Source organism: Variovorax sp., assembly GCF_035634955.1.
Lineage (GTDB): Bacteria > Pseudomonadota > Gammaproteobacteria > Burkholderiales > Burkholderiaceae_C > Variovorax.
This window is the reverse complement of the sequence record NZ_DASQBZ010000033.1, coordinates 99,593-123,386: the sequence shown is the minus strand read 5'-3', so window position 1 is coordinate 123,386 and position 23,794 is coordinate 99,593. Positions and strand designations below refer to the sequence as shown.

General features: G+C 67.4%; 24 protein-coding genes. 11 read left to right on the top strand and 13 right to left on the bottom strand.

The genetic code is table 11. The features are described 5' to 3' along the window. Positions 1–17 precede the first annotated feature (17 nt). From VES41_RS23255 to lexA, 3 genes are all read right to left on the bottom strand, one after another. Positions 18–1,025 (bottom strand): D-2-hydroxyacid dehydrogenase family protein, encoded by a 1,008-nt coding sequence (locus VES41_RS23255; protein ID WP_324822003.1) that lies wholly within the window; start codon positions 1,023–1,025, stop codon positions 18–20. A gap of 118 nt (positions 1,026–1,143) precedes the next feature. Continuing rightward, a complete protein-coding gene (locus VES41_RS23250) occupies positions 1,144–1,488 on the bottom strand; it encodes a hypothetical protein (protein ID WP_324822001.1) in 345 nt (114 codons plus the stop codon). A gap of 116 nt (positions 1,489–1,604) precedes the next feature. Further along, complete coding sequence (lexA, locus tag VES41_RS23245) at positions 1,605–2,288, bottom strand: transcriptional repressor LexA (RefSeq protein WP_324821999.1); 684 nt, start codon at positions 2,286–2,288, stop codon at positions 1,605–1,607. Positions 2,289–2,368: 80 nt separating this feature from the next. Between lexA and VES41_RS23240 the strand changes: the two genes are divergently transcribed. The 3 genes from VES41_RS23240 to VES41_RS23230 are packed head-to-tail and all read left to right on the top strand — an operon-like array spanning position 2,369 to position 4,274. Further along, positions 2,369–3,358 (top strand): asparaginase, encoded by a 990-nt coding sequence (locus tag VES41_RS23240; RefSeq protein WP_324821997.1) that lies wholly within the window; start codon positions 2,369–2,371, stop codon positions 3,356–3,358. A 5-nt stretch (positions 3,359–3,363) separates the two neighbouring features. After that, positions 3,364–3,780: a hypothetical protein gene (locus VES41_RS23235; protein WP_324821995.1), complete on the top strand. Its 417-nt coding sequence runs from the start codon at positions 3,364–3,366 to the stop codon at positions 3,778–3,780. A gap of 17 nt (positions 3,781–3,797) precedes the next feature. Then, positions 3,798–4,274 (top strand): DUF6152 family protein, encoded by a 477-nt coding sequence (locus VES41_RS23230; RefSeq protein ID WP_324821993.1) that lies wholly within the window; start codon positions 3,798–3,800, stop codon positions 4,272–4,274. A 44-nt stretch (positions 4,275–4,318) separates the two neighbouring features. Here the strand turns inward: VES41_RS23230 and adk are convergent, their stop codons facing one another. The 6 genes from adk to VES41_RS23200 form a co-directional block, all read right to left on the bottom strand. Next, positions 4,319–4,975 carry an adenylate kinase gene (gene adk / locus VES41_RS23225; RefSeq protein ID WP_324821991.1) on the bottom strand — a complete coding sequence of 219 codons (657 nt, stop codon included), beginning with the start codon at positions 4,973–4,975 and terminating at the stop codon, positions 4,319–4,321. A 125-nt stretch (positions 4,976–5,100) separates the two neighbouring features. Beyond that, positions 5,101–5,874, bottom strand: coding sequence for a 3-deoxy-manno-octulosonate cytidylyltransferase (gene kdsB, locus VES41_RS23220; RefSeq protein WP_324821989.1), 774 nt, complete (start codon positions 5,872–5,874; stop codon positions 5,101–5,103). A gap of 11 nt (positions 5,875–5,885) precedes the next feature. Next, on the bottom strand, positions 5,886–6,068 hold the full coding sequence (locus tag VES41_RS23215) for a Trm112 family protein (RefSeq protein WP_324821987.1): 183 nt from the start codon (positions 6,066–6,068) through the stop codon (positions 5,886–5,888). Beyond that, a complete protein-coding gene (gene lpxK, locus VES41_RS23210; protein ID WP_324822560.1) occupies positions 6,061–7,035 on the bottom strand; it encodes a tetraacyldisaccharide 4'-kinase in 975 nt (324 codons plus the stop codon). The genes VES41_RS23215 and lpxK overlap by 8 nt, the downstream gene beginning before the upstream one ends. Continuing rightward, positions 7,032–7,475 (bottom strand): ExbD/TolR family protein, encoded by a 444-nt coding sequence (locus VES41_RS23205; RefSeq protein ID WP_414719225.1) that lies wholly within the window; start codon positions 7,473–7,475, stop codon positions 7,032–7,034. The genes lpxK and VES41_RS23205 overlap by 4 nt, the downstream gene beginning before the upstream one ends. A 7-nt stretch (positions 7,476–7,482) precedes the next feature. After that, positions 7,483–8,115 (bottom strand): MotA/TolQ/ExbB proton channel family protein, encoded by a 633-nt coding sequence (locus VES41_RS23200; protein ID WP_324821985.1) that lies wholly within the window; start codon positions 8,113–8,115, stop codon positions 7,483–7,485. Between the two features lie 310 nt (positions 8,116–8,425). Between VES41_RS23200 and xseA the strand changes: the two genes are divergently transcribed. Both xseA and VES41_RS23190 read left to right on the top strand, forming a co-directional pair. Then, complete coding sequence (gene xseA / locus VES41_RS23195; protein ID WP_414719236.1) at positions 8,426–9,748, top strand: exodeoxyribonuclease VII large subunit; 1,323 nt, start codon at positions 8,426–8,428, stop codon at positions 9,746–9,748. Between the two features lie 53 nt (positions 9,749–9,801). Next, positions 9,802–10,383, top strand: coding sequence for a superoxide dismutase (locus VES41_RS23190; RefSeq protein ID WP_324821980.1), 582 nt, complete (start codon positions 9,802–9,804; stop codon positions 10,381–10,383). A gap of 76 nt (positions 10,384–10,459) precedes the next feature. Here VES41_RS23190 and VES41_RS23185 read toward each other — a convergent pair whose 3' ends face one another. After that, positions 10,460–10,933 carry a DUF192 domain-containing protein gene (locus tag VES41_RS23185; RefSeq protein ID WP_324821978.1) on the bottom strand — a complete coding sequence of 158 codons (474 nt, stop codon included), beginning with the start codon at positions 10,931–10,933 and terminating at the stop codon, positions 10,460–10,462. Between the two features lie 246 nt (positions 10,934–11,179). Between VES41_RS23185 and icd the strand changes: the two genes are divergently transcribed. The 5 genes from icd to sbcB all read left to right on the top strand — a co-directional run bounded on the left by icd (position 11,180) and on the right by sbcB (position 18,655). Then, complete coding sequence (gene icd / locus VES41_RS23180; RefSeq protein WP_324821976.1) at positions 11,180–12,439, top strand: NADP-dependent isocitrate dehydrogenase; 1,260 nt, start codon at positions 11,180–11,182, stop codon at positions 12,437–12,439. 305 nt (positions 12,440–12,744) lie between these two features. Beyond that, positions 12,745–13,104, top strand: coding sequence for an ATP-dependent Clp protease adapter ClpS (gene clpS, locus VES41_RS23175; protein ID WP_324821974.1), 360 nt, complete (start codon positions 12,745–12,747; stop codon positions 13,102–13,104). A gap of 57 nt (positions 13,105–13,161) precedes the next feature. Beyond that, the gene (gene clpA / locus VES41_RS23170; protein ID WP_324821972.1) at positions 13,162–15,480 is read left to right on the top strand and encodes an ATP-dependent Clp protease ATP-binding subunit ClpA; all 2,319 of its coding nucleotides are present in this window, start codon (positions 13,162–13,164) and stop codon (positions 15,478–15,480) included. Between the two features lie 136 nt (positions 15,481–15,616). Further along, positions 15,617–17,068 carry a cardiolipin synthase gene (cls, locus tag VES41_RS23165; RefSeq protein ID WP_324822554.1) on the top strand — a complete coding sequence of 484 codons (1,452 nt, stop codon included), beginning with the start codon at positions 15,617–15,619 and terminating at the stop codon, positions 17,066–17,068. Positions 17,069–17,206: 138 nt separating this feature from the next. After that, positions 17,207–18,655, top strand: a complete 1,449-nt coding sequence (gene sbcB / locus VES41_RS23160; protein ID WP_324821970.1) for an exodeoxyribonuclease I — start codon at positions 17,207–17,209, stop codon at positions 18,653–18,655. 27 nt (positions 18,656–18,682) lie between these two features. On the opposite strand, the gene VES41_RS23155 is transcribed toward sbcB, so the two are convergent. Next, positions 18,683–20,752, bottom strand: coding sequence for a sodium-translocating pyrophosphatase (locus VES41_RS23155; RefSeq protein WP_324821968.1), 2,070 nt, complete (start codon positions 20,750–20,752; stop codon positions 18,683–18,685). A 269-nt stretch (positions 20,753–21,021) separates the two neighbouring features. Here VES41_RS23155 and ppa point away from each other — a divergent pair, with 269 nt between their 5' ends. Continuing rightward, positions 21,022–21,549 carry an inorganic diphosphatase gene (gene ppa / locus VES41_RS23150; protein ID WP_324821966.1) on the top strand — a complete coding sequence of 176 codons (528 nt, stop codon included), beginning with the start codon at positions 21,022–21,024 and terminating at the stop codon, positions 21,547–21,549. Between the two features lie 41 nt (positions 21,550–21,590). On the opposite strand, the gene VES41_RS23145 is transcribed toward ppa, so the two are convergent. Together VES41_RS23145 and VES41_RS23140 are read right to left on the bottom strand one after the other, a co-directional pair. After that, positions 21,591–22,772, bottom strand: a complete 1,182-nt coding sequence (locus tag VES41_RS23145; protein ID WP_324821964.1) for a GNAT family N-acetyltransferase — start codon at positions 22,770–22,772, stop codon at positions 21,591–21,593. Positions 22,773–22,778: 6 nt separating this feature from the next. Beyond that, a complete protein-coding gene (locus VES41_RS23140; protein ID WP_324821962.1) occupies positions 22,779–23,720 on the bottom strand; it encodes a DMT family transporter in 942 nt (313 codons plus the stop codon). Positions 23,721–23,794 lie beyond the last annotated feature (74 nt).

Below are 23,794 nucleotides of genomic sequence, written 5' to 3'. Positions count from 1 at the left end.
AGCTGTCGGCGCAGGCTTCAGCGGCGAACCTGCAGCGCGCCCGGATTGATGATGTTCGTGGGATTGCCGCGGATGAAATTCGCGACGTTGTCGAAAGCCTGCCCGAAGTACGACTCGTAGCTTTCCTGCTCGACGTAGCCGATGTGCGGCGTACAGATGCAGTTTTCGAGCCGCAGCAGGGCATGACCCTGCAGCGGCGGCTCGCTCTCGAACACGTCGACTGCCGCCAGGCCCGGGCGGCCACGATTGAGGGCGGCCAGCAATGCATCCTGTTCGACCAGTTCGGCGCGCGAGGTGTTGACGAACAGCGCCGTGGGTTTCATGCGCGCCAGGTCTTCCAGACGCACGATGCCGCGGGTCTCGTCGGTCAGGCGCAGGTGCAGCGAAAGCACGTCCGCGCTGGTGAACAGCGCCTCACGGCTTGCTGCCACCTGGAGACCGTCGGAGCGTGCCTTGGCGCAACTGTTGTCGCTGCCCCAGACCACCACCTGCATGCCGAAGGCCTGCCCGTAACGCGCCACGAGCTGGCCGATGCGGCCGTAGCCCCAGATTCCCAGTGTCTTGCCCTTGAGCACGGAGCCCAGGCCGAAGTTGGCCGGCATCGAGGCCGACTTGAGCCCGGACTGCTGCCATGCGCCATGCTTGAGGTTGCTGATGTACTGCGGCAGGCGCCGCATCGCGGCCATGATCAGCGCCCATGTCAGTTCTGCCGGCGCCTGCGGCGAGCCGGTGCCTTCGGCGACCGCCACGCCCATCTCGGTACAAGCCTGGATGTCGATGTGCGAGCCCGCGCGACCAGTCTGCGAAATCAGCTTGAGCCGGGGCAGCTTCTCGATCAGCGGGCGCGTGATCTGCGTGCGTTCGCGAATCAGCACGATGACGTCGGCGTCCTTCAGGCGCACCGAGAGCTGCCCGATGCCCTTGACCGTGTTGGTGTAGACCTTGGCGGGGTAGGCGTCCAGCGTGGCTGCGCACTGCAGCTTGCGTACCGCGTCCTGGTAGTCGTCGAGGATCACAATGTTCATGGCCCACTATTGTGCCCTGCGCCCGCCCATTGCCTCCCGCCCCGCCGGCCCGGCCGGCCTCCGGGGGGAGCAGCGGCCTGCTCCCGGACGCCCGGACGGCGTTGCCCCAGCGCGCGCGTCAGTGGGCGGGGCGCGCCGCTGCGTCCGGGCCGTTCGATTCCAGTGCGGCCAATCGGTCCAGTTCGGCGCAGACGTCGGCCATGCGTCCGGAAATGACGACCCGTCCGGCGTCCGTGGCGCGTGCATGCGACTCGACCACGCGCACGACGCGCAATGGCCGCGACTTGCGCATGGCGGCGGTGTCGGCGCCCGGGACGGAGGCAGGGCGCGTGGGGCAACTGGGCCGGATGGCCACGTAGCGAAGTTCGGCGCCGCGGGCGTGGCGGCGCGGCGCAATCCAGCGGCCGGCCAGGGCCTGCAGCGGGGAAAGAAGGTCGGTGAAGGCGAGAAGCGCGATTCCCATGTGAACTCCAAGGATGGCTAGGGGTTGGACACAGGCAGGATTGCTTTCGACTTCGGGCCGCTCCAGGGTGATGGCCTTGCCGCCATACGCCCGCCACCTGGTGCGGTCCTGCGGTGCTACATGAGCATCGTGTTGCGGATCAGCCCTACCGCCAGGCCCTCGATCTCGAAGGGCTCGCCCGGCTGCACCACGATGGTGGGGTAGTCCGGGTTCTCGGCATGGAGTTCGACTGCGTTGTGGGTGCGCTTGAGCCGCTTGACCGTGACCTCGTCGCCCAACCGGGCCACCACAATCTGGCCATTGCGCGCCTCCTTAGTGGATTGCACGGCCAGCAGGTCGCCGTCCATGATGCCGGCGTCGCGCATCGACATGCCGCGAACCTTGAGCAGGTAGTCGGGCTGGCGCTGGAACAGGCTGCTTTCGACGTAGAACGTCTGGTCGACGTGTTCCTGCGCCAGGATGGGTGAGCCCGCGGCGACGCGGCCCACCAGCGGCAGCGCCAGTTGCGCCAGGCCGGGCAGGGGAAGCGAGAACTGGCTGTTGCGGGTGGCATTGAGGGCCCGCAGTGCCTCGCCCTTGAGGCGGATACCGCGCGAGGTGCCGCTGACCAGCTCGATGACGCCCTTGCGGGCCAGGGCCTGCAGGTGCTCCTCGGCCGCGTTGGCTGACTTGAAGCCCAGTTCGCCGGCAATCTCAGCCCGCGTTGGCGGGGCGCCGGTACGGGCGATGGCGGCCTGGATCAGGTCCAGAATCTGCTGCTGGCGGGCAGTAAGCTTGACGGCGAAAGACGCTTTGAGCATGGCGGCTAGACTCCTGGGGCAGTGAGCTGGTGTTTCATCCAGTACCTGTATTTTTAAACAGTTTCATGGGTTTGGCAAGCATGGCTGAAGAAGGGCTTGAACTGTCGCGTGGGCGCATCGTCATCCTGGGTACCGGCGGCACGATTGCCGGGCGCGCCGCCACCCGCGCCGACAACGTCGGCTACGTGGCAGCCCAGGTGGGCGTCGGCGAGCTTCTGGCGGGCATCGAGGCCCCCGCCGGGCATGTGCTCGAGGTCGAGCAGGTGGCGCAGGTCGACAGCAAGGACATGGACTTTCCGGTCTGGCGGCAGTTGGCGCTGCGCTGTGCGCATTGGCTGGCGGACCCGCAGGTGCGGGGCGTGGTCATCACGCACGGCACGGACACGCTGGAAGAAACCGCATGCTTTCTGCAGCGGGTGCTGCCTGCCCGGGCCAAGCCGGTGGTGCTGACGTGCGCCATGCGACCTTCCACGTCGCTGTCGCCCGACGGCCCGGGAAACCTTCGCGACGCGCTGGCGGTGGTCGCAGCCGAGGGTGCCCGAGGTGTCAGCGTGGTGTGTGCCGGCGTCGTGCACGCCGCGCAGGATGTGCAAAAGGCCCATACCTACCGCCTCGACGCATTCGACTCCGGCGACGCCGGGCCGCTGGCCTATGTCGAGGAAGGCCAGGTGCGGCGGTTGCGTGACTGGCCGGCGTCCGCCGACGGTGCGCTCCTGCCGCGCGTGGGCGCCGCGCAAGCGTTGCCGCGCGTCGAGATCGTGTTCAGCCATGCCGGCGCCAGCGGCGCGCTGGTCGATCTGCTCCTGCGCGAGCGCCAGGCGCCTGGCACCGCGCGCCCGATCCAGGGCCTGGTATTGGGCGCCACCGGCAACGGCACGCTGCATCACGAATTGGAAGCCGCTGCGCTCAGGGCCCAGGCGGCGGGCGTGGCGGTGCTGCGCGCTACGCGGTGCCTGCAAGGCCGCATCCTGCCCAGGCCGGGCGATGCGCTGCCCTCGGCAGATGCTCTTGGGCCGGCGAAGGCGCGCGTGGCGCTCATGCTGGAACTGCTGGCGGACTCTGCCGCCTGACCGGGATGTTCAGTGCCCTGCAGACGAGCACTTGGGCCTATCCGGCGCTCGAGGCCCTGCACGTGGTGGGCATCGCCTTGCTCGTGGGCAACCTGGTGGCGCTGGAGCTGCGCGTCTTCGGGCGGGCGCCTGCGCTGCCGGTGCAGGCTCTCGCGCGGCTGTCGCTCGGCCTTGCGCTCGGTGGGTTCGGCCTGGCAGCCTGCACCGGTGCGCTGATGTTCGCGACCCAGCCGCAGGAGCTGCTGGCCAACGCCGCTTTCATCACCAAGATGTGCTTGCTCGCGGCCGCCGGCGTCAATGCGGCGGCATTTCACGCGCGCGGATCGCTGCGTCGCCTGGATGCCCTTGCGCGCATCCAGATGATCGTTTCCACGGCGCTGTGGCTTGCGGTTATCTTCTGCGGTCGCTGGATCGCTTATTGACGAAAGAGGAATCGACCATGAAACGACGCCTGTTCCTTCTGGCCACATCGGCTTCGCTGCCGCTGCTGGCTCCCCGGGCCTGGGCCCATCATGGATGGAGCGGTTTCGACCAGGGGCATCCGATCTACCTGGAGGGCCGCGTCATCAAGTCGCAGTGGCAGAACCCGCATGCGGAGCTGGTGATCGAGGTCCCGACCGACCTGAAGGTGCCGGCGTCGCTGCTGCAACGCAGCCTGCCGGCGCAGACGGCAAAGGTGGATGGCCCGGCCTTGGTGGCCAAGGCGGCGGCGCCCAAGCGCAGCGACCGTCAATGGACCCTTGAGCTCGCTCCGTTGTCGCGTATGGAAGCCTGGAAGGTCGCGCCCATCAAGCCTGGCGAAGTGATCTCGGCCGTGGGCTACACCGCACAGGGCGAGGCCGGGGACCCCGTCATGCGGGTGGAGTACCTTTTCGTTGCCGACCGGACGTACGGATTGCGTTCGAGCCCGGCCTGAGCACGGGTTCGGCCCTCAGCGCATCCGGGCGCGGACGGCGAGCCTCAGGCGGAGAGGGCCTCCAGCGCCCGCTGCGTGATCTGATCGACCGGGCCGGTGCCGCTGATCTTGCGGTACTTGGGCGCGGCGTCCGGTTCGGCCTTGGCCCAGGCGGCGTAGTAGTCGACCAGCGGACGGGTCTGCTGGCTGTAGACCTCCAGCCGCTTGCGCACCGTCTCTTCCTTGTCGTCCTCACGCTGGATCAGCGCCTCGCCGGTGACGTCGTCCTGGCCTTCGACCTTGGGCGGGTTGAACTTGACGTGATAGGTGCGGCCCGAAGGCGCATGCGAGCGGCGCCCGCTCATGCGCTCGATGATGTCGTCGAACGGGACGTCGATTTCGAGCACGTAGTCGAGCCTGACGCCGGCCGCCTTCATGGCATCGGCCTGCGGAATGGTCCGCGGGAAGCCGTCGAACAGAAAGCCGCCTCCGCAGTCCGGCTGGGAGATGCGCTCTTTCACGAGATTGATGATGAGGTCGTCGCTCACCAGCTGGCCGGCTTCCATCACGGCCTTGGCCTGCAGCCCCAGAGGGGTGCCCGCCTTGACGGCGGCGCGCAGCATGTCTCCTGTAGAGATCTGGGGAATGCCGTATTTCTTGCAGATGAAGGTCGCTTGCGTGCCTTTTCCGGCCCCGGGGGCGCCCAGCAGAATCAGTCTCATTTCGTCCTCGGAGGATTTGTATTTTGTGCGTCGCGCCGGCGCGTGGTTGCTTGGATGGATGCGGTCCGGGGGCGTCGCGAGGATAGCATGTGCAGCCGGGCGATCACCCCGCCGCCCGGGCCTGCTCAGCCCTCGAACAGGCGGCGGACGCGCTCCAGATCGGCTGGCGTGTCCACGCCCGGACCGGGCGCATGCGCGCTCTGGTGCACCGCGATCCGATGTCCATGCCACAAGGCACGCAACTGCTCGAGCGCCTCGCCGGTTTCGATCGGCGCGGGCGGCAGGGACGGGAAACTCCTCACGAAGCCGGCCCGGTAGCCGTAGATGCCGATGTGGCGCCAGGGCGCCGGCGACGGCAGCGCGCTGAAGCCGCCACCGGGCAGGTGCCCGTCGCGCCACCAGGGAATCGGGGCGCGGCTGAAGTACAGCGCCATGCCGCGCGCGTCCAGCACGGCCTTGACGACGTTGGGGTTGAGGAATTCCTCCAGGCTGTCGATGGCGTGCACGGCAGTGCTCATCTCGGCCTCTGGGCGTTCGGCCAGCGTGCAGGCCACGGCATCGATCAGGTCGGCCTGGATCAGGGGCTCGTCGCCCTGGACGTTGACCACGAGCGCCTCGTCCGGCAAGCCCAGCTGCACGCAGGCTTCGGCGAGGCGGTCGCTGCCGCTGGGATGGTCCTTGCGCGTCAGGAGCGCCTCGACACCATGGGCCGCGCAGGCGTCGACGATGCGCGCGTCGTCTGCAGCCACCACCACGCGGGCCGCGCCCGATTGCCCGGCGCGCCGCGCGACGTGCACCACCATGGGCAGGCCGGCAATGTCCGCCAGCGGCTTGTCGGGCAGGCGCGTCGACGCCAGCCGGGCCGGAATGAGGACCGTGAAGCCGCGGGCCGCGTTCATCTCAGGTGCGCTCAGAGGCCGAGTTCTTCGTCGGTCAGGACGCGTGCCTCGACCTCGAGCAGGACCGGGATGCCGTCGCGCACGGGGTAGGCCAGGCGCGCGCTGCGCGACCACAGCTCCTGCCCGGCGGGATGCCAGGTGAGAGGGCCCTTGGTCACGGGGCACACGAGCAATTCGAGAAGCTTGCTATCCATCGGCCGATGATAGCTTCGCATCGAGCGCCGCGAAGAACGCCGGCTCGGGTTCGAAGAGCAGCGGGACGGCCAGCGCGCCGGGTTCGCGCGGCCAGATCTTGGCGGCGTCTTTCTCGGTACACAGGACGGTCAGGCCGGCGCCGGCCAGCGATTGCCAGCTGGAGAAATCGTCGTGATCCGGCAGCGCGACCGTGCGCTCCAGGACGAGGCCGCGCGCCGCCAGCATGTCGAAGAAGCCCTGCGGCCGCGCGATGCCGGCCACCGCCGCCAGCCGCCGGCCAGCCAGGTCGGCCAGTGGCACGGTCGAGCCGTCCCGCCCGCGAGCGGCGTCGGCCAGGCTGCGCCTGCCCCGAAAGCCGGTGAACGCCGGCCGCGCCCCAGTGTGCAGCACCAGGTCGCAGCGCCGCGGCCAGGGCTCGCGCAAGGGGCCCGCGGGCAGGAGCCAGCCGTTGCCGGTGCCGCGGTCGTCGAAAACGCACAGCTCCAGGTCGCGCGCCAGGGCCAGGTGTTGCAGCCCGTCGTCGCAGACCAGCCAGCTCACTTGCGGATGACGTGCGGCCAGGGCGCGCGCAGCATCGATCCGCTGCCTCGCGACGAACACCGGCGCGCCGGTGGCGTGTTGGATCAGCAGGGGTTCGTCGCCGACGTCCGTGGGCGAGCTGTCCGCCAGTACCTCGCGGCAGTCCCGGGTCCGGCGGCCATGGCCACGCGAGATGACGCCGACGCCGATGCCGCGCTCCTGGAGGTGCCGGACCACGGCGATGGTGGTGGGGGTCTTGCCGGCGCCACCGGCGACGACGTTGCCGACCACCAGGACGGGGCGGGGCGCGCGCCAGCTGCGCAGCAAACCGGTGCGATAGGCGGTGCGGCGCAGGGCGGCCAGCGATCCGAACAGCAGGGACACGGGCCACAACAGCCGCGCCGTCGCGCCGCGCTGGAGCCAGGCCCGCTGCAGGTCCAAGGCTATTGCCCTGCCTGGGCGGCCGTTTGCGTCGCGAACGTGATCTGCAGCAGCCCGGCGCGGCGGGCGCCTTCCATCACGGTGATCACGGCCTGATGGGTGCTGCTGGCATCGGCGCTGATGATGACCACGTTGTCCTTGGCCGGGCCGGCGGCGGCGCTCAGCGCGGCGGCCACGGCTTCGACGCTGCGATCTTGCAGGGGCGTCTTGTTGATCATGTAGCGGCCGTCCGCGGCCACCGAGACGATGATCTCCTTCGGATAGTCCCGCTGCGCGTCGGCATTGGCGACCGGCAGGCGCAACTGCATCTCGGTGAACTTGCTGTAGGTGGTCGACAGCATCAGGAAGATCAGGATCACCAGCAGCACGTCGATGAAGGGGATCAGGTTGATCTCCGGCTCGTCGCGCGAACCTTGGCGGAAATCCAGCGAGCTCTTGCGTTTCACGGCCCGCTCAGCCTCGCAGCATGTTCAGGTGGCGGGCGAAGCGCTCGCTCGCCAGTTCGAGATTGAGCAGGTATTCGTCCACCCTGCTGCGGAAGTAGCGCCAGAAGATGAGCGTGGGAATCGCCACCATCAGGCCGAAGGCTGTGTTGTAGAGCGCGATCGAGATGCCGTGCGCCAGTTGCGCCGGATTGCCCGACCCGACTGCACCGGAGCCGGGCGACTGCGAACCGAAGATCTCGATCATGCCGATCACCGTGCCCAGCAGGCCCAGCAGCGGCGCGGCCGAGGCTATCGTTGCCAGAGCCGCCAGGTAGCGCTCGAGCTTGTGCGCCACCTTGCGGCCGCTCGCCTCCATCGCGGCACGGATGTCGTCGTCCGTGGAGGCCGGGTTGGCATTGAGCGCCCGGAAGCCCGAGGCCAGGACTTCGCCCAGCGACGAGTTGCGCTCGAGCTTGTTCACCACGTCAGGCGCCGGCACGGAGTCGCGCGAGACGCTGATGGCCTCGTCCAGGAGTTTCGGCGGCAGCACCCGCGAGATCTTGAGAGACGTGAAGCGCTCGATGACCAGCGCCAGAGCAATGACGGAACAGGCAAGCAGGGGCCAGATCGGCCAGCCCGCGGCAACTATGATCGAGAACAAAAGACCTCCGGTCCCTGTAAAAGAATGCAAATGCGCGTCGATTATCCACCGCGCGAGCAGCGTGCAAACCCTGTCGGAGCATGTCGGATTCGGCCCACACTTTCTGTTGATAACTTTGTGATTAACCGGCCCCTCCGACCCCGGCGGCCCGCATGGTTGCGCGGTTGCGCCGGGGCGAACGAAAAATGAGCAGGGCATTGCCCAATGAAATCAATCACTTGCACCACAACATTGGCCTTCCGTGGTGGTCGCGTCGCGGCCGATCGTGGCTTGCCGCGTTGTGGACGAGTGCATCGCAGCGGATACATGCCTGGTGATCGAACATAACTTTTCCTCTCCCGGCGCCCGTGTGTGGGCCGTGGGTGCGCTTTGCCGCGCCGTGGCCGATACGCTGGACGCGCGGTTCAACCCGGTGACGGTGCGCGGTGAGATCAGCGGTTTCTCCCGTGCAGCCAGCGGTCACTGCTATTTCGGGCTGAAGGACGACGCAGGCCAGCTGCGGTGCGCGATGTTCCGGCGTTCGGCATCGCTGCTGGATTTCTCGCCTCGCGAGGGCGACCAGGTCGAGGCGCGGGGGCGCCTGGCGGTCTACGAGCCGCGTGGCGATCTGCAACTCGTCGTCGAAAGCCTCACGCGCGCCGGGCAGGGCGCCTTGTTCGAGCAATTCCTTCAGCGCAAGGCGCGGCTGGAGGCGCTGGGCCTGTTCGACAACGAACGCAAGCGCCCGTTGCCGGTGCTGCCACGCGCCATCGGCCTGGTCACGTCGACCGGTGCGGCGGCATTGCACGACGTGGCCACCGCCTTGCGCCGCCGCGTGCCGCACATTCCTGTGGTGCTGGCGCCGGCGCAAGTGCAGGGCGCGGCCGCGCCGGCCGAACTGGCGCGCGCATTGCGGTCGCTCTACGCGCTGCGCGACCCTGCGCCGGACGTGATCCTGCTGGTTCGCGGCGGCGGCTCCATCGAGGACTTGTGGGCCTTCAACGACGAGCAACTGGCGCATGTGATCGTGCAAAGCCCGGTGCCGGTCATCTGCGGCGTCGGCCACGAGACGGACTTCACCATCGCCGACTTCTGCGCCGATCTCCGCGCCCCCACGCCCACGGCTGCGGCAGAGCTGGTGAGCGCCTCGCGCGACACCTGGCTGGGCGCGCTCGAACTGCTCGAAGGCCGCCTCGAAGACGCGGTGACGAGCCGGCTCGACGCGCTGGCGCAGCGCCTGGACCGGGCTTCTGCGCGAATGGGCCGGCCGTCGGGCATCGTGGCGCGCCAGCAGCTGGGCTGCGCCCACCTGGCGCAGCGCCTTCATCACGCGGCACTGGCGCGGCTGGTGCGTGGTGCCGAGGCCCAGCGCCAATTGCAGCAGCGCCTGCCGCGCGCGCTGGCGCAGACTCTGGCGCAGCGCGACAACGCACTGGCTCATGCCGCCACCCGGCTGCAACTGCTGGATCCAAGCCTCGTGCTGCAGCGCGGCTATGCCTGGCTGGCAGACGACCGCGGCCATGCCTTGGGCAGCATCGAGCAGCTCGAGCCCGGCGCCGAAATCAACGCCCGGCTGGCCGATGGCCAGGCCCGCATGAAAGTGCTGGACACGCGGCGAACGCGCAGCGGTCCGACAAACGGGTCGCCTGAATAGTTTCTAGAATGGGCTGTTCACCAGTTTCATCAACCACCCACGAGCAAGAAATCATGGAACACGTTCTGCCTGCGCTTCCCTACGCCCTCGACGCCCTGGCGCCCGAGTACTCCAAGGAAACGATGGAGTACCACTACGGCAAGCACCACAATGCCTACGTCGTGAACTTGAACAACCTGCAGAAGGGCACCGAGTTCGAGAACATGCCCCTGGAGGAAATCATCAAGAAGTCCAGCGGCGGCATCTACAACAACGCGGCCCAGATCTGGAACCACACCTTCTTCTGGAACTGCATGAAGCCGCAGGGCGGCGGTGCGCCGAGCGGCGCGCTGGCCAAGGCCATCGATGCCAAGTGGGGCAGTTTCGACGCCTTCAAGGAAGCGTTCACCAAGTCGGCCGTCGGAAACTTCGGCTCCGGCTGGACCTGGCTGGTCAAGAAGCCGGACGGCAGCGTCGACATCGTCAACACCGGCCCCGCCGGCACGCCGCTGACCACGGCAGACACCGCGCTGCTGACCATCGACGTGTGGGAACACGCGTACTACATCGACTATCGCAACCTGCGTCCCAAGTTCGTCGAGACCTTCCTGGCCAAGCTGGCAAACTGGGATTTCGCTGCGAAGAACTTCGGCTGAGCGGCGCCCGTTCCAACGAAAAACCGGTCCTTGCGACCGGTTTTTTTTCATTGGGAGCGCGCCGCGCCGGCGGCGTTCAGCGTGTAGCGGAGAAGGGCGAGCCGCCGAGCCGGCTGCCCGCCTTGATGTTCTTGCGCTCGAACCAGCCTTGGTTCATCTCCAGCACGAAGCGCACCGGCTCCGACGAGCAGTGGTTGTCGGTCGTCTGCGGCTGCATGTCGGCCAGGTTGACGATGCGGCCGTCCTCGGCAATGAAGGCCGCCGTCAGGGGCAGCAGCGTGTTCTTCATCCAGAAGCACTGCGGCGCCGCCTGCTCGAATACGAAGAGCATGCCTTCCTGCTGCGGCATCTCCTTGCGGAACATCAGGCCGATCTCGCGCTGTGTCGGCGTGGCGGCCACCTGCGCCTCGATCTGGTACATGCCGGCGGACAGATGCACCCTCGGCAGGCCGGACTGCGGCTCGCCCTGCGCTTGCGCGAGCGCGGCGACCGGAGCGAGACACAGGAGAAGCAAGGCGATGCGGCGCGGCAGGCGGGTCAATCGGATCATGTCTTGAAAATATGGACGGTGGAGCCGCCGGCACGGCGGCCGAAGAAGCGGCAATGGCGCGGCGGCAGCTTACAACGTCGCAGACGTCCCAGGGTTCCCATTGGTTGACAGCGCCGTCTTTCAGCGCCGTCTTTCAGCGCCGTCTTTCACTGTTGCTCTAGAATTCCGGGGCTCAACCTGCATTGAGCCCGTCGACGCCTGTCTTTGCGCGTCGGCGTTTTCATTTACCCCGGAGCCAACCCCCTCATGTCCGCCTACCAGCACATCAAGGTCCCGACCGAAGGCCAGAAGATCACCGTCAACGCCGACAACTCCCTCAATGTGCCTGACCAGCCCATCATCCCGTTCATCGAGGGCGACGGCACCGGCATGGACATCACGCCCGTGATGCTGAAGGTGGTGGACGCGGCCGTGGCCAAGGCCTACGGCGGCAAGCGCAAGATCCACTGGATGGAGGTCTTCGCCGGCGAGAAGTCGACCAAGGTGTACGGCCCCGACGTCTGGCTGCCCGAAGAAACCCTGGCCGCCGTGCGCGACTACGTGGTGTCGATCAAGGGCCCGCTGACCACCCCGGTGGGCGGCGGCATCCGCTCCCTGAACGTGGCCCTGCGCCAGGAACTCGACCTGTACGTGTGCCTGCGCCCGGTGCAGTACTTCGACGGCGTGCCCAGCCCCGTCAAGGAGCCGCACAAGACCAACATGGTGATCTTCCGCGAGAACTCGGAAGACATCTACGCCGGCATCGAGTTCGAGGCCGAGAGCGAGAAGGCCAAGAAGCTGATCAAGATCCTCCAGGACGAATTCGGCGTCAAGAAGATCCGCTTCCCCAACACCTCGGGTATCGGCGTCAAGCCGGTGTCGCGCGAAGGCACCGAGCGCCTGGTCCGCAAGGCGATCCAGTACGCCCTCGACAACGACAAGCCCAGCGTGACCATCGTGCACAAGGGCAACATCATGAAGTTCACCGAAGGTGGCTTCCGTGACTGGGCCTATGGCCTGGCAGCCAAGGAATTCGGCGGCGAACTGATCGACGGCGGCCCCTGGATGAAGATCAAGAACCCGAAGACGGGCAAGGAAATCACCATCAAGGACAGCATCGCCGATGCCTTCCTGCAGCAGATCCTGCTTCGCCCGGCCGAGTACTCGGTCATCGCCACGCTCAACCTGAACGGCGACTACGTCTCTGACGCCCTGGCTGCGCAGGTCGGCGGCATCGGCATCGCCCCGGGCGCCAACATGAGCGACACCGTCGCGATGTTCGAAGCCACCCATGGCACGGCCCCCAAGTACGCCGGCAAGGACTACGTCAACCCGGGCTCCGAGATCCTGTCGGCCGAGATGATGCTGCGGCACATGGGCTGGAAAGAGGCGGCCGACCTGATCATCAGCTCCATGGAGAAGTCCATCGCGAGCAAGAAGGTCACCTACGACTTCGCCCGCCTGATGGACGGTGCGACCCAGGTCAGCTGCTCCGGCTTCGGCCAGGTGATGATCGACAACATGTGATCGCGCGGCACCCGGCTGCGACTTGCCGGGTGACGTTGCCACATCGATCCAGGGCCCCGCGATGCGGGGCCTTTTTCATGGTGGCCCTGCAAGCGCGGCCGCGGTGAGGGCGCCCAGGCGTCCTTGCCATCTGCCCGGGTCGAATGCCCATCCTCGCCGGATGCCCTTTTCCCGGCCTTGTCGCCGGCCGGATTCAGCGGCCGCGCCACAGTGCCGTTCACAATCGCACACTTGAATTGTCGGCGGACAGCCACCAATTCCAACCGGGTAGGCACGCCCCATGCGTGCTCGATAGAATGATTTTCATGGCTACCCGAATCCCCTCCGTTCCTCCCAAACCGCCGGCCGTCAAGCCGGCGCGGGACGACGGTGACTCCGTGGTCCTGGAGCGGCGGCCACAGAAGACCGCGCCGCCCCAGATGTACCAGGTGGTGATGCTCAACGACGATTACACCCCCATGGAATTCGTCGTCGTCGTCATCCAGCAGTTTTTCAACAAGGACCGCGAAACGGCAACGCAGATCATGCTCAAGATCCACCTCGACGGCCGCGGCGTCTGTGGGGTGTATTCGAGGGACATGGCTGCCACGAAGGTCAATCAAGTGATGGAGGCGGCCCACCAGGCCGGCCACCCTCTCCAATGCGTGAGTGAACCGGTTGAATAACGGTCACTCCAATCCCATCTAGCCCGTATTCACACAGCAAGGCAAAAAGGAAATCACATGATTGCCCAGGAACTGGAAGTCAGCTTGCACATGGCCTTCGTGGAGGCCAGGCAACAGCGGCACGAGTTCATCACCGTGGAACACCTGCTGCTGGCGCTGCTGGACAACCCCAGCGCCGCAGAGGTGCTGCGCGCCTGCTCGGCCAACATCGATGATCTGCGCGCGTCGCTGACCAATTTCATCAAGGACAACACGCCCCAGGTGGCCGGTACCGACGACGTCGACACCCAGCCCACCCTGGGTTTCCAGCGCGTGATCCAGCGCGCCATCATGCACGTGCAGTCCACCGGCAACGGCAAGAAGGAGGTCACCGGCGCCAACGTGCTGGTGGCGATCTTCGGCGAGAAGGACTCGCACGCCGTCTACTACCTGCACCAGCAGGGCGTCACGCGCCTGGACGTGGTCAACTTCATTGCGCACGGCATCAAGAAGAGCGACCCGCCCGAGCCGGCCAAGAACAACGAGGCTGGCGGTGCCGAAGGCGAAGAGGGCGCGGCCGAGAAGAACGAGAAGGCCTCCCCGCTCGAGCAGTTCACCCAGAACCTGAACCAGCTGGCCAAGGACGGCAAGATCGATCCGCTGATCGGCCGCGAGTACGAGGTCGAGCGCGTCATCCAGATCCTGTGCCGCCGCCGCAAGAACAACCCGCTGCTGGTGGGCGAGGCCGGCGTGGGCAAGACCGCCATCGCCGAAGGCCTGGCCTGGCGCATCACGCAGGGCGACGTGCCCGAGATCCTGGCCGAGTCGAGCGTCTATTCGCTCGACATGGGCGCGCTGCTGGCCGGCACCAAGTACCGCGGCGATTTCGAGCAGCGGCTCAAGGGCGTGCTCAAGTCGCTCAAGGACAAGCCCAATGCCATCCTGTTCATCGACGAGATCCACACGTTGATCGGCGCCGGTGCGGCCTCCGGCGGTACGCTGGACGCGTCCAACCTGCTCAAGCCGGCGCTCTCGAGCGGCCAGCTCAAGTGCATCGGCGCGACCACCTTCACCGAGTACCGCGGCATCTTCGAGAAGGACGCGGCGCTGTCCCGTCGCTTCCAGAAGGTCGACGTGGTCGAGCCCACCGTGGCCGAGACGATCGAGATCCTCAAGGGCCTCAAGAGCCGGTTCGAGGAGCATCACAGCGTCAAGTACGCCACCGCTGCGCTGCAGGCTGCGGCCGAGCTGTCGGCCAAGTACATCAACGACCGCCACCTGCCTGACAAGGCCATCGACGTGATCGACGAGGCCGGTGCGGCCCAGCGCATCCTGATTGCGTCCAAGCGCAAGAAGACCATCGGCAAGAGCGAGGTCGAGGAGATCGTCGCCAAGATCGCGCGCATCCCGCCCGCGAACGTGAGCAACGACGACCGCAGCAAGCTGCAGACGCTCGAGCGCGATCTCAAGAGCGTGGTGTTCGGCCAGGACAAGGCGCTCGAGGTGCTGTCCTCGGCCGTCAAGATGGCGCGTTCGGGTCTGGGCAAGCCGGACAAGCCGATCGGTTCCTACCTGTTCTCCGGCCCCACCGGCGTGGGCAAGACCGAGGCGGCCAAGCAACTGGCCTTCATCATGGGCGTCGACCTGATCCGCTTCGACATGTCCGAGTACATGGAGCGCCATGCGGTCAGCCGGCTGATCGGCGCGCCTCCGGGCTATGTCGGATTCGACCAGGGCGGCCTGCTGACCGAGGCCGTCACCAAGAAGCCGCATGCGGTGCTGCTGCTCGACGAGATCGAGAAGGCGCACCCGGACATCTTCAACGTGCTGCTGCAGGTCATGGACCACGGCACGCTGACGGACAACAACGGACGCAAGGCCGACTTCCGCAACGTCATCATCATCATGACGACGAACGCGGGTGCCGAGACCATGAACAAGGCCACCATCGGCTTCACCAACCCGCGCCAGGCGGGTGACGAGATGGCCGACATCAAGCGCCTGTTCACGCCCGAGTTCCGCAACCGTCTGGACGCGACCGTGAGCTTCAAGCCGCTGGACGAGCAGATCATCCTGCGCGTGGTGGACAAGTTCCTGCTGCAGCTCGAGACGCAACTGGCCGAAAAGAAGGTCGAGGTCACGTTCACCGACAAGCTGCGCAAGCACTTGGCCAAGAAGGGCTTCGATCCGCTGATGGGTGCGCGCCCGATGCAGCGCCTGATCCAGGACACGATCCGCCGCGCCCTGGCCGACGAGCTGCTGTTCGGACGCCTGACCGAGGGTGGACGGCTCGAAGTCGACCTGGACGACAAGGACGAGGTCGTGCTCGACATCACGCCGCTGCCCAAGAAGGAAGGCAAGTCCCGGCCCGAGGCCGAGGAAGCCGCCGCGGGCTGAGCGACCCGCCAGCCGCCGCCGGTTCGCCCGACGGGCGGCCGGGCATCATCAAAAGGCCGGTAGCATCGCCACCGGCCTTTTTCTTTGCCCGCGCGCTGGCCAGCGCACCGCGACGCCGACGTTAGCCGCCTTGAACCTGCACGACATACACGCCTTCACGAGTCTCTACTGGAAGACCGCGCTGTCCGTCGGCTGGAGCGCCTACATCGCCGTGCTCGTGATCTGGATCGTGATGCAGCGGCGCGCGCCGGTGTCCACGCTGAGCTGGATCCTGTCGCTGGCGCTCCTGCCCATTGCCGGGTTTTTCATCTACTACTTCCTGGGCCCGCAGCGGCTGGTCAAGCAGCGTCTGAGGCGGCTGCGCAGCCGGGCCAGTGCGCACGCACCGGCGGATGTGGCGCGCCTGCGCGAGGCTGCGGCACAGGCGCCGCCGGCGCTGCGCCAGCTGGCGGCCCTGGGCAGCGGGGCCTGTGGCCTGCCGGTCTCGAGCGCCACCGCAATCGAACTGCTGGTCGGCGGGGCGCAGACCTTCGATGCGATCTTCGAGGCGATCCGGCAGGCGCGTCACCACGTGCATCTGGAGTACTACATCGTCGAGCCAGATCTCATTGGCACGCAGCTGCGGGATCTGCTGGCCGAGCGCGCCCGCGCTGGCGTGGCGGTTCGGCTGCTGATCGATTCGCTGGGCTCCAAGCGAGTTGGCAAATCCTTTCTCGCACCGCTGCGCGAGGCCGGCGTCGAGATCGCGCTGTTCCACGAGACGCGCATCGGCCGGCGCATGCGTCCGGTCATCAACTACCGCACGCACCGCAAGATCGTGGTGTGCGACGGCCACGTCGGCTTCACCGGCGGCGTGAACATCACCGACGAGGAGGACCTGCGCACACGCGGCGACGCCTATCACGACGTGCACCTGAAGCTCGAGGGCGGCGTGGTGCGCTGGCTGCAGACGACATTCCTGGAGGACTGGACGTATGCCACCGGCGATCTGGCGCCGGACATCGACCACGACCTGCCGCACCTGATGCCGCGGGTGGAGGCCGGCGACATCGCGGTGCAGATCGTCACCAGCGGTCCCGACAGTCCACAGGAGGCCATCCACCGCATGCACGTGGCGGCGATCCATGCCGCGACCACGCGCGCCTGGCTCACCACGCCATATTTCGTGCCGGGTGAGCCGGCCTTGATGGCTCTGACCAGCGCGGCCTTGCGTGGCGTTGACGTGCGCCTGCTGGTGCCGCGCCGCAGCGATTCGCTGGTGGTGAGCGCCGCGGCACGCTCGTACTTCGACGAACTGCAGGCCGCCGGCGTGAAGGTGTGGGAGTACGAGGCGCGCATGCTGCATTCCAAGACCCTGGTGGTCGACGACGACTGCGCCATGATCGGCACCGCCAACTTCGACAATCGAAGCTTCAGGCTCAACTTCGAGGTGATGGCGGTGGTCTACGGGCCGGCGCTGGCATCCCCGCTGGGTGCTCAGTTCGAGACCGACCTGCACAACGCCGCACTGGTGCGTGCGCTGCGCAAGCGGCCCTTCTGGCAACGGCTGGGCGATTCGCTGGCGCGGCTTTTCTCCCCACTGCTTTGAGCACGCTGGCACGGGCGTGGCGCTTGCCGCGCGCCCGCGCTCGCGGCCGGCGGCGCGCATGCGGCTATGCTCGGCGGAGCATTGCGCCATCCCGCGCCGCGCGGCAAGCCGCCGGTGTTCCCGACCTATCCAACTCGCATGCCCGCCCAAACCTTCTTCTGGCACGACTACGAAACCTTCGGCGTGGTGCCGCGCCGCGACCGCCCAGCCCAGTTTGCCGGCATCCGCACCGATGCCGAGCTCAACGAGATCGGCGAGCCGCTGATGCTCTATTGCCGCCCGGCGCCCGACTACCTGCCCGATCCCGGCTCGTGCCTGCTCACCGGCATCACGCCGCAGACCTGCCTGGAGCGCGGCGTGCCCGAGAATGAATTCGCCGCGCGCATCGAGCGCGAACTCGCGCAACCGGGCACCATCGGCGTGGGCTACAACACGATCCGCTTCGACGACGAGGTGACGCGCTTCCTTTTCTGGCGCAATCTCATCGACCCGTATTCGCGCGAATGGCGCAACGACTGTGGCCGCTGGGACCTGCTGGACGTCGTGCGGCTGACGCACGCCCTGCGCCCGGAAGGCATCGAGTGGCCCGTGCGCGAGGACGGCAGCACCAGCTTCAAGCTCGAGGAGCTCACCCGCGCCAACGGGCTCGTGCACGAGGCCGCCCACGATGCCCTGTCGGACGTGCGCGCCACGATTGCCCTGGCGCGCCTGATCCGGCAGCGCCAGCCGCGCCTGTTCGATTTCGCCCTGGCGCTGCGCCGCAAGGATCGGGTCGCCTCCGAGCTGGGGCTGCCCACGTCGCCCGGCAGCGCGAAGCCGTTCCTGCACGTCTCGGGCATGTTCCCGGCCGAGCGCGGCTGCCTGGCGGTGATGTGGCCGCTGGCCAGCCACCCGACCAATCGCAACGAACTGCTGGCCTGGGACCTGACCCACGACCCGGCCGAACTGCCCATGCTGGACGTCGACACGATCCGCCAGCGCCTGTTCACCCGCACGGCCGACCTGCCCGAAGGCGTGCTGCGGCTGCCCATCAAGAGCATCCACCTGAACAAGTCGCCGATGGTCGTGGGCAATCTGCGCACACTCACGCCGGCGATGGCCGAGCGCTGGAAGCTTGACCTGCCGCAGGCCCTGCGCCATGCCGAACGCGCGGCCGGCCTGCCGGACATGAGCGCCATCTGGCCCGCCGTGTTCGAGCGGCCGCGCCAGCCGGCGACGGATGTCGACGAGGACCTGTACGGCGGCTTCGTCGGCGACGCCGACCGGCGGCGACTCGAGCAGCTGCGTGCGCTGTCGCCTGCGGAGCTGGCGGCGGCGCGTACCGGCTTCGACGATGGCCGCCTGGAGGAACTGCTGTTTCGCTATCGCGCGCGCAACTTCCCGGACACGCTTGCGCCTGAGGATGCCGAGCGTTGGGAGGCGCATCGCGCCGCCCGACTGCTCGAAGGCGAGGGCGGGGCCCGCAACGTCGATGCGTACTTCGCGCAGATCGACGAACTGGCCGAGCAGGCCGAGGGCGATGAGCGCGCCGAGGGCATTCTTTCGCAGCTCTACGACTACGCCGAAGCCATCGCCCCGACGATGTAGCCGCGTCGACCGCGGCGCGCTACTCGCTCAGCCTGCGTGGAACTTCACGACCAGCGGCACGATGAGCAGGGCCACGATGTTGATGATCTTGATCAGCGGATTGACCGCTGGGCCGGCCGTGTCCTTGTAGGGGTCGCCCACCGTGTCGCCCGTGACGGCGGCCTTGTGTGCTTCGCTGCCCTTGCCGCCGAAATGGCCGTCCTCGATGTACTTCTTGGCATTGTCCCAGGCGCCGCCGCCGGTACACATCGAGATGGCCACGAACAGGCCGGTGACGATGGTGCCCATCAAGAGTCCGCCCAGCGCCTTCGGTCCGAGCGCCAGGCCGACGACGATCGGCACCAGCACCGGCAGCAGCGACGGGATCATCATCTCCTTGATGGCGGCGCCGGTCAGCATGCTCACCGCGCGGCCGTATTCCGGCTTGGCTGTGCCCTCCATGATGCCGGGGATCTCGCGGAACTGGCGGCGCACTTCCTCCACCACCGAACCGGCGGCGCGGCCGACCGCCTCCATTGCCATGGCGCCGAACAGGTAAGGAATGAGCCCGCCGATGAACAGGCCTACGATCACCATCGGATCGGACAGGTTGAAGTCCAGCGACTGGCCGTAGCTTTCCAGCTTGTGGGTGTAGTCGGCGAACAGCACCAGCGCGGCCAAGCCGGCCGAACCGATGGCATAGCCCTTGGTCACCGCCTTGGTGGTGTTGCCCACGGCGTCCAGCGGGTCGGTGATGTCGCGCACCGAGGCGGGCAGTTCGCTCATCTCGGCAATGCCGCCTGCGTTGTCGGTGATCGGGCCATAGGCGTCCAGCGCCACTACGATGCCGGCCATGCTCAACATGGACGTGGCCGCCACGGCGATGCCGTACAGCCCGGCGAGCGTGTACGAGGCGATGATGGCCGCGCACACGAACAGCACCGGCCAGGCCGTCGAGCGCATCGACACGCCGAGCCCGGCAATGATGTTGGTGCCGTGGCCGGTGGTGGATGCCTTGGCCACGTGCTGCACGGGCGAGTACTGCGTGCCGGTGTAGAACTCGGTGATCCACACCAGCGCCGCCGTCAGCGCCAGCCCGACGAAGCAGGCGCCGAACAGCCGCATCCGGCTGCCGCTGGCCGCGATGGCGTTGTCGGGCATCAGCCAGCCGGTGACGAACCAGAAGGCGATGAGCGACAGGATGCCCGCCACTGCCAGGCCCTTGTACAACGCGGGCATCACGTTGGTCATGCCCGGCGAGGCCTTGACGAAGAAGCAGCCGATGATCGACGCGATGATCGATACCGCGCCCAGCGCCAGCGGATAGAACACCGCGTTGACCGGTGCGGCTGCCACCATCAGCGCGCCCAGCACCATCGTGGCGATGAGCGTGACGGCGTAGGTCTCGAACAGGTCGGCGGCCATGCCGGCGCAGTCGCCGACGTTGTCCCCCACGTTGTCCGCAATCACCGCCGGGTTGCGCGGATCGTCTTCGGGTATCCCGGCCTCGACCTTGCCCACGAGGTCGGCGCCGACGTCGGCGCCCTTGGTGAAGATGCCCCCGCCCAGGCGCGCAAAGATGGAGATCAGTGAAGAGCCGAAGGCAAAGCCGATCAGCGGATCCAGCAGCCGCGCCAGGCTCTTGTCCGGCGTCAGGGCGCCGTTGCCGATCAGGAACCAGGTGAAGGCGGACACGCCCAGCAGCCCGAGTCCGACCACCAGCATGCCGGTGATGGCGCCGCCGCGGAACGCCACCTGCAGCGCCGGTCCGATGCCCAGGGTCGCGGCCTGGGCCGTGCGTACGTTGGCGCGCACGGACACGTTCATGCCGATGAAGCCGCAGGCGCCCGACAGCACGGCGCCGATCACGAAGCCGACGGCGGTCGTCACGTGCAGGAAGATGCCGATCAGGATGGCCAGCACCACCCCGACGACGGCGATGGTGCGGTACTGCTTGGCCAGGTATGCCGCGGCGCCGGTCTGGATCGCCGCGGCGATCTCCTGCATTCGCGCGTTGCCGGCGTCACGGGAAAGAATCCAACTGCGGGCCCAGACGCCATAGCCCACGGCCACCAGGCCGCAGACGATCGCGAGGATGAGGGGTGTGTTGCCATTCATGCCTTTGCTTCTCCATTCAATCGTTGTGACTTCTGGAGACGAAGGGCTTTCACCGTGGGAGTCAACGCGCACGGGTGTGAACCTTCGCCGCGTTGCTTCCTCGAAGCCGCCGCGGCGCTGCCGGACGGCCGATTGGCCAACGTGGACAAATTTACAGGCAAATCCTCAACTTGGTATGAATGTGTCGTGACGCGGAAAGTAAACTTCGGGTTTGTCCGCATCTCGCGACAACTTTCCGTCTAATTCCAACTTTCAAAGCGCACACCGCCATGGCCCTCGACAAAGTCTCCCCCGGCAAGAACCTCCCGGACACGTTCAACGTGGTCATCGAGATCCCGATGAACTCCGATCCCATCAAGTACGAGGTGGACAAGGAGTCGGGCGCGATCTTCGTCGACCGCTTCATGACCACCGCCATGTACTACCCCGCCAACTACGGCTACGTGCCGCAGACGCTGTCGGGTGACGGCGACCCGGTGGACGTGCTGGTCATCACCCCCTATCCGCTGCATCCCGGCGTGGTCGTGCCCTGCCGCCCGCTGGGCATCCTGATGATGGAAGACGAAGCCGGCGTCGACGGCAAGGTGCTGGCCGTCCCGACCGACAAGGTGCTGCCCATCTACAGCCACTGGAAGTCGGTCGACGACGTCAATCCGATGCGCCTGAAGGCGATCAGCCACTTCTTCGAGCACTACAAGGACCTGGAAGAAGGCAAGTGGGTCAAGGTGCTGGGCTGGGAAGGCATCGACGCGGCCCGCAAGGAAGTGCTCGACGGCGTGGCCAACTACCAGAAGTAAGAGGCAAGGCAGGCCCGCGGCGCTGCCGGGCCGCAGGCCGCTCAGTCCTGCGCGGACGGGTTCCTGAACGGGCTGCGCTCCTGCAGGTCTTCGAGATAGTGCGCGATGCCCTGGTCCTCCCGCTCGAGGAACCGCTCCACCGCGTCGGCAAAGGCCGGGTGGGCCAGCCAGTGGCAGCTGGTGGTCTTCACCGGCATCAGCGCGCGGGCCATCTTGTGTTCTCCCTGCGCGCCGCCTTCGAAGCGGGCGACCCCGTGGGCGATGCACCACTGCAGGGGCTGGTAGTAGCACGCCTCGAAATGCAGGCAATCCACCCGTTCCAGGGCGCCCCAGTAGCGACCGTAGGCCACCGGAGGCGGCTCGCCCGCCGCGCCGGTGCCAGAAAGGGCGATCAAGCTGCAGGCGATCGGCCGACCCTCCCGTTCGGCCACGAAAAGCAGCCACGCCTCGGGCATGTCGCGGGCCATGGCATGGAAGAACTCCCGCGTCAGGTACGGCGGATTGCCGTGTTCGCGGTAGGTGCGTGCGTAGCAGCGATAGAAGAAGTCCCAGTCGGCCGCGCCGATGTCGGCGCCGCGCGCCCATCGGAACCGCACGCCCGCTTCCTCGACCTTGCGCCGTTCCTGGCGGATCTTCTTGCGTTTTTCCTGCGCCAGGCTCGCCAGGAAGGCGTCGAAATCGGCCCAGCCCTGGTTGAGCCAGTGGAACTGCACCGTGTGGCGCATCATCAGCCCGGCGTCGGCGCAGGCCGCAACGTCGTCCTCATCGCAAAAGAGCAGGTGCAGCGACGAAAGCTCTTCCTGGCCGCACCAGGCCAGCAGCGCCTGGACGAGATGGGCTCGGCTGTCGGCATCGCGCGCCAGCAGGCGCGCGCCGGGAACCGGCGTGAACGGCACCGCCACCAGCGCCTTCGGGTAGTAGTCCAGCCCGTTCTCGCGGTAGGCATTGGCCCACGCCCAGTCGAACACGTACTCGCCATAGGAGTGCGACTTGAGGTACAGCGGGCAGGCAGCCAGCAACTGGCGGCCGCGCCACAGCGTCACGAAGCGCGTGAGCCAGCCGCTGTCGGCCACCGCGCTGGCACTGCTCTCGAGCGCCGACAGGTAGGCGTGGCGCATGAACGGGGTGGGTGCCCGTTGCCTGGCAAGCAGGCCGTCCCAGGCGGCGGCGTCGATGTCCGCGACGGAGGCGACGATGCGCGCGATGAGCTCGGACCCGGCCATCGACGCTCAGGGGCGGCGCACGCCCAGCCGCTCGGCAATCCAGATGCCGCCAAGCACCATCGCCAGCGCCACGCCGTGATACACCGAAATCGGCTCGCCCAGCACCAGCATCGCCAGCAGCGGGCCGAAGATCGGCACCAAGTTGAGGAACACGCCGGCCCGGGCCGGCCCGATCAGGCCCACCGCCTGGATGAAAGTGACCTGCGAGACGAAGGAGGGCAGCAGGCCGACGAACGCAACCAGGGCCCAGCCTTGGGCGGTCGGCGCCTGCAGTTGCCCGTTCACCGCTTCCATGGCCACCAGCGGCAGCGATGCCAGGCAAGCCACCATCGCGGTGGCGGCAAAGAAGACGATGGCCGGCACCTGCGGACGCTTGCGCAGGCCCAGCGCATAGCCGGCGTAGAGGAGGCAGGCCACGATCATCCAGACGTCGCCGATGTTGAACTGCAGACGCGCGAGCTGTTCGAGCTCGCCGTGCGAGGCCACCACCGCGATGCCGGCGAGCGTCACCACCACGCCGAAGCACTGCAAGGCGTTGACCCGGGTGCCGAACAGCAGCACGCTGCCGATCAGCACCAGTACCGGAATCGTCCCCTGCAGGATGGCGATGTTGATCGCCGTCGTGTGATAGGCGGCCGCGTAGAACAGGGCGTTGAAGCCGGTGAAACCCAGCGCGCCCATCAGGGCGATCGCTCGCCAGTGACCGCGCAGCGCATGCCAGTGCGCCCGGATCGGCCCGCGCGCGAACAGCAGCAGTGCGGCGCAGCTGATGCCCCAGCGCATGAACGTCAGGAGCATCGGCGAGACCTGGCCGACCGCGAGGCGCGCGGCCACCGCGTTCGCGCCCCAGATGAGCGTGGTGAATATCAGCAGGAGGTACGCCCGGCCGGCGGATTGGGCGCCTGTGGCGGCAAGCACTGGGGAGGCGGGGGCGGAGCCGGAGGACATTGCCGGGCGAGGGTAGCAGTCCTCGCGCCGGCGCGTGGCCGATGCCCGCACAAGGCCAACGGGGCGAAGGGTGA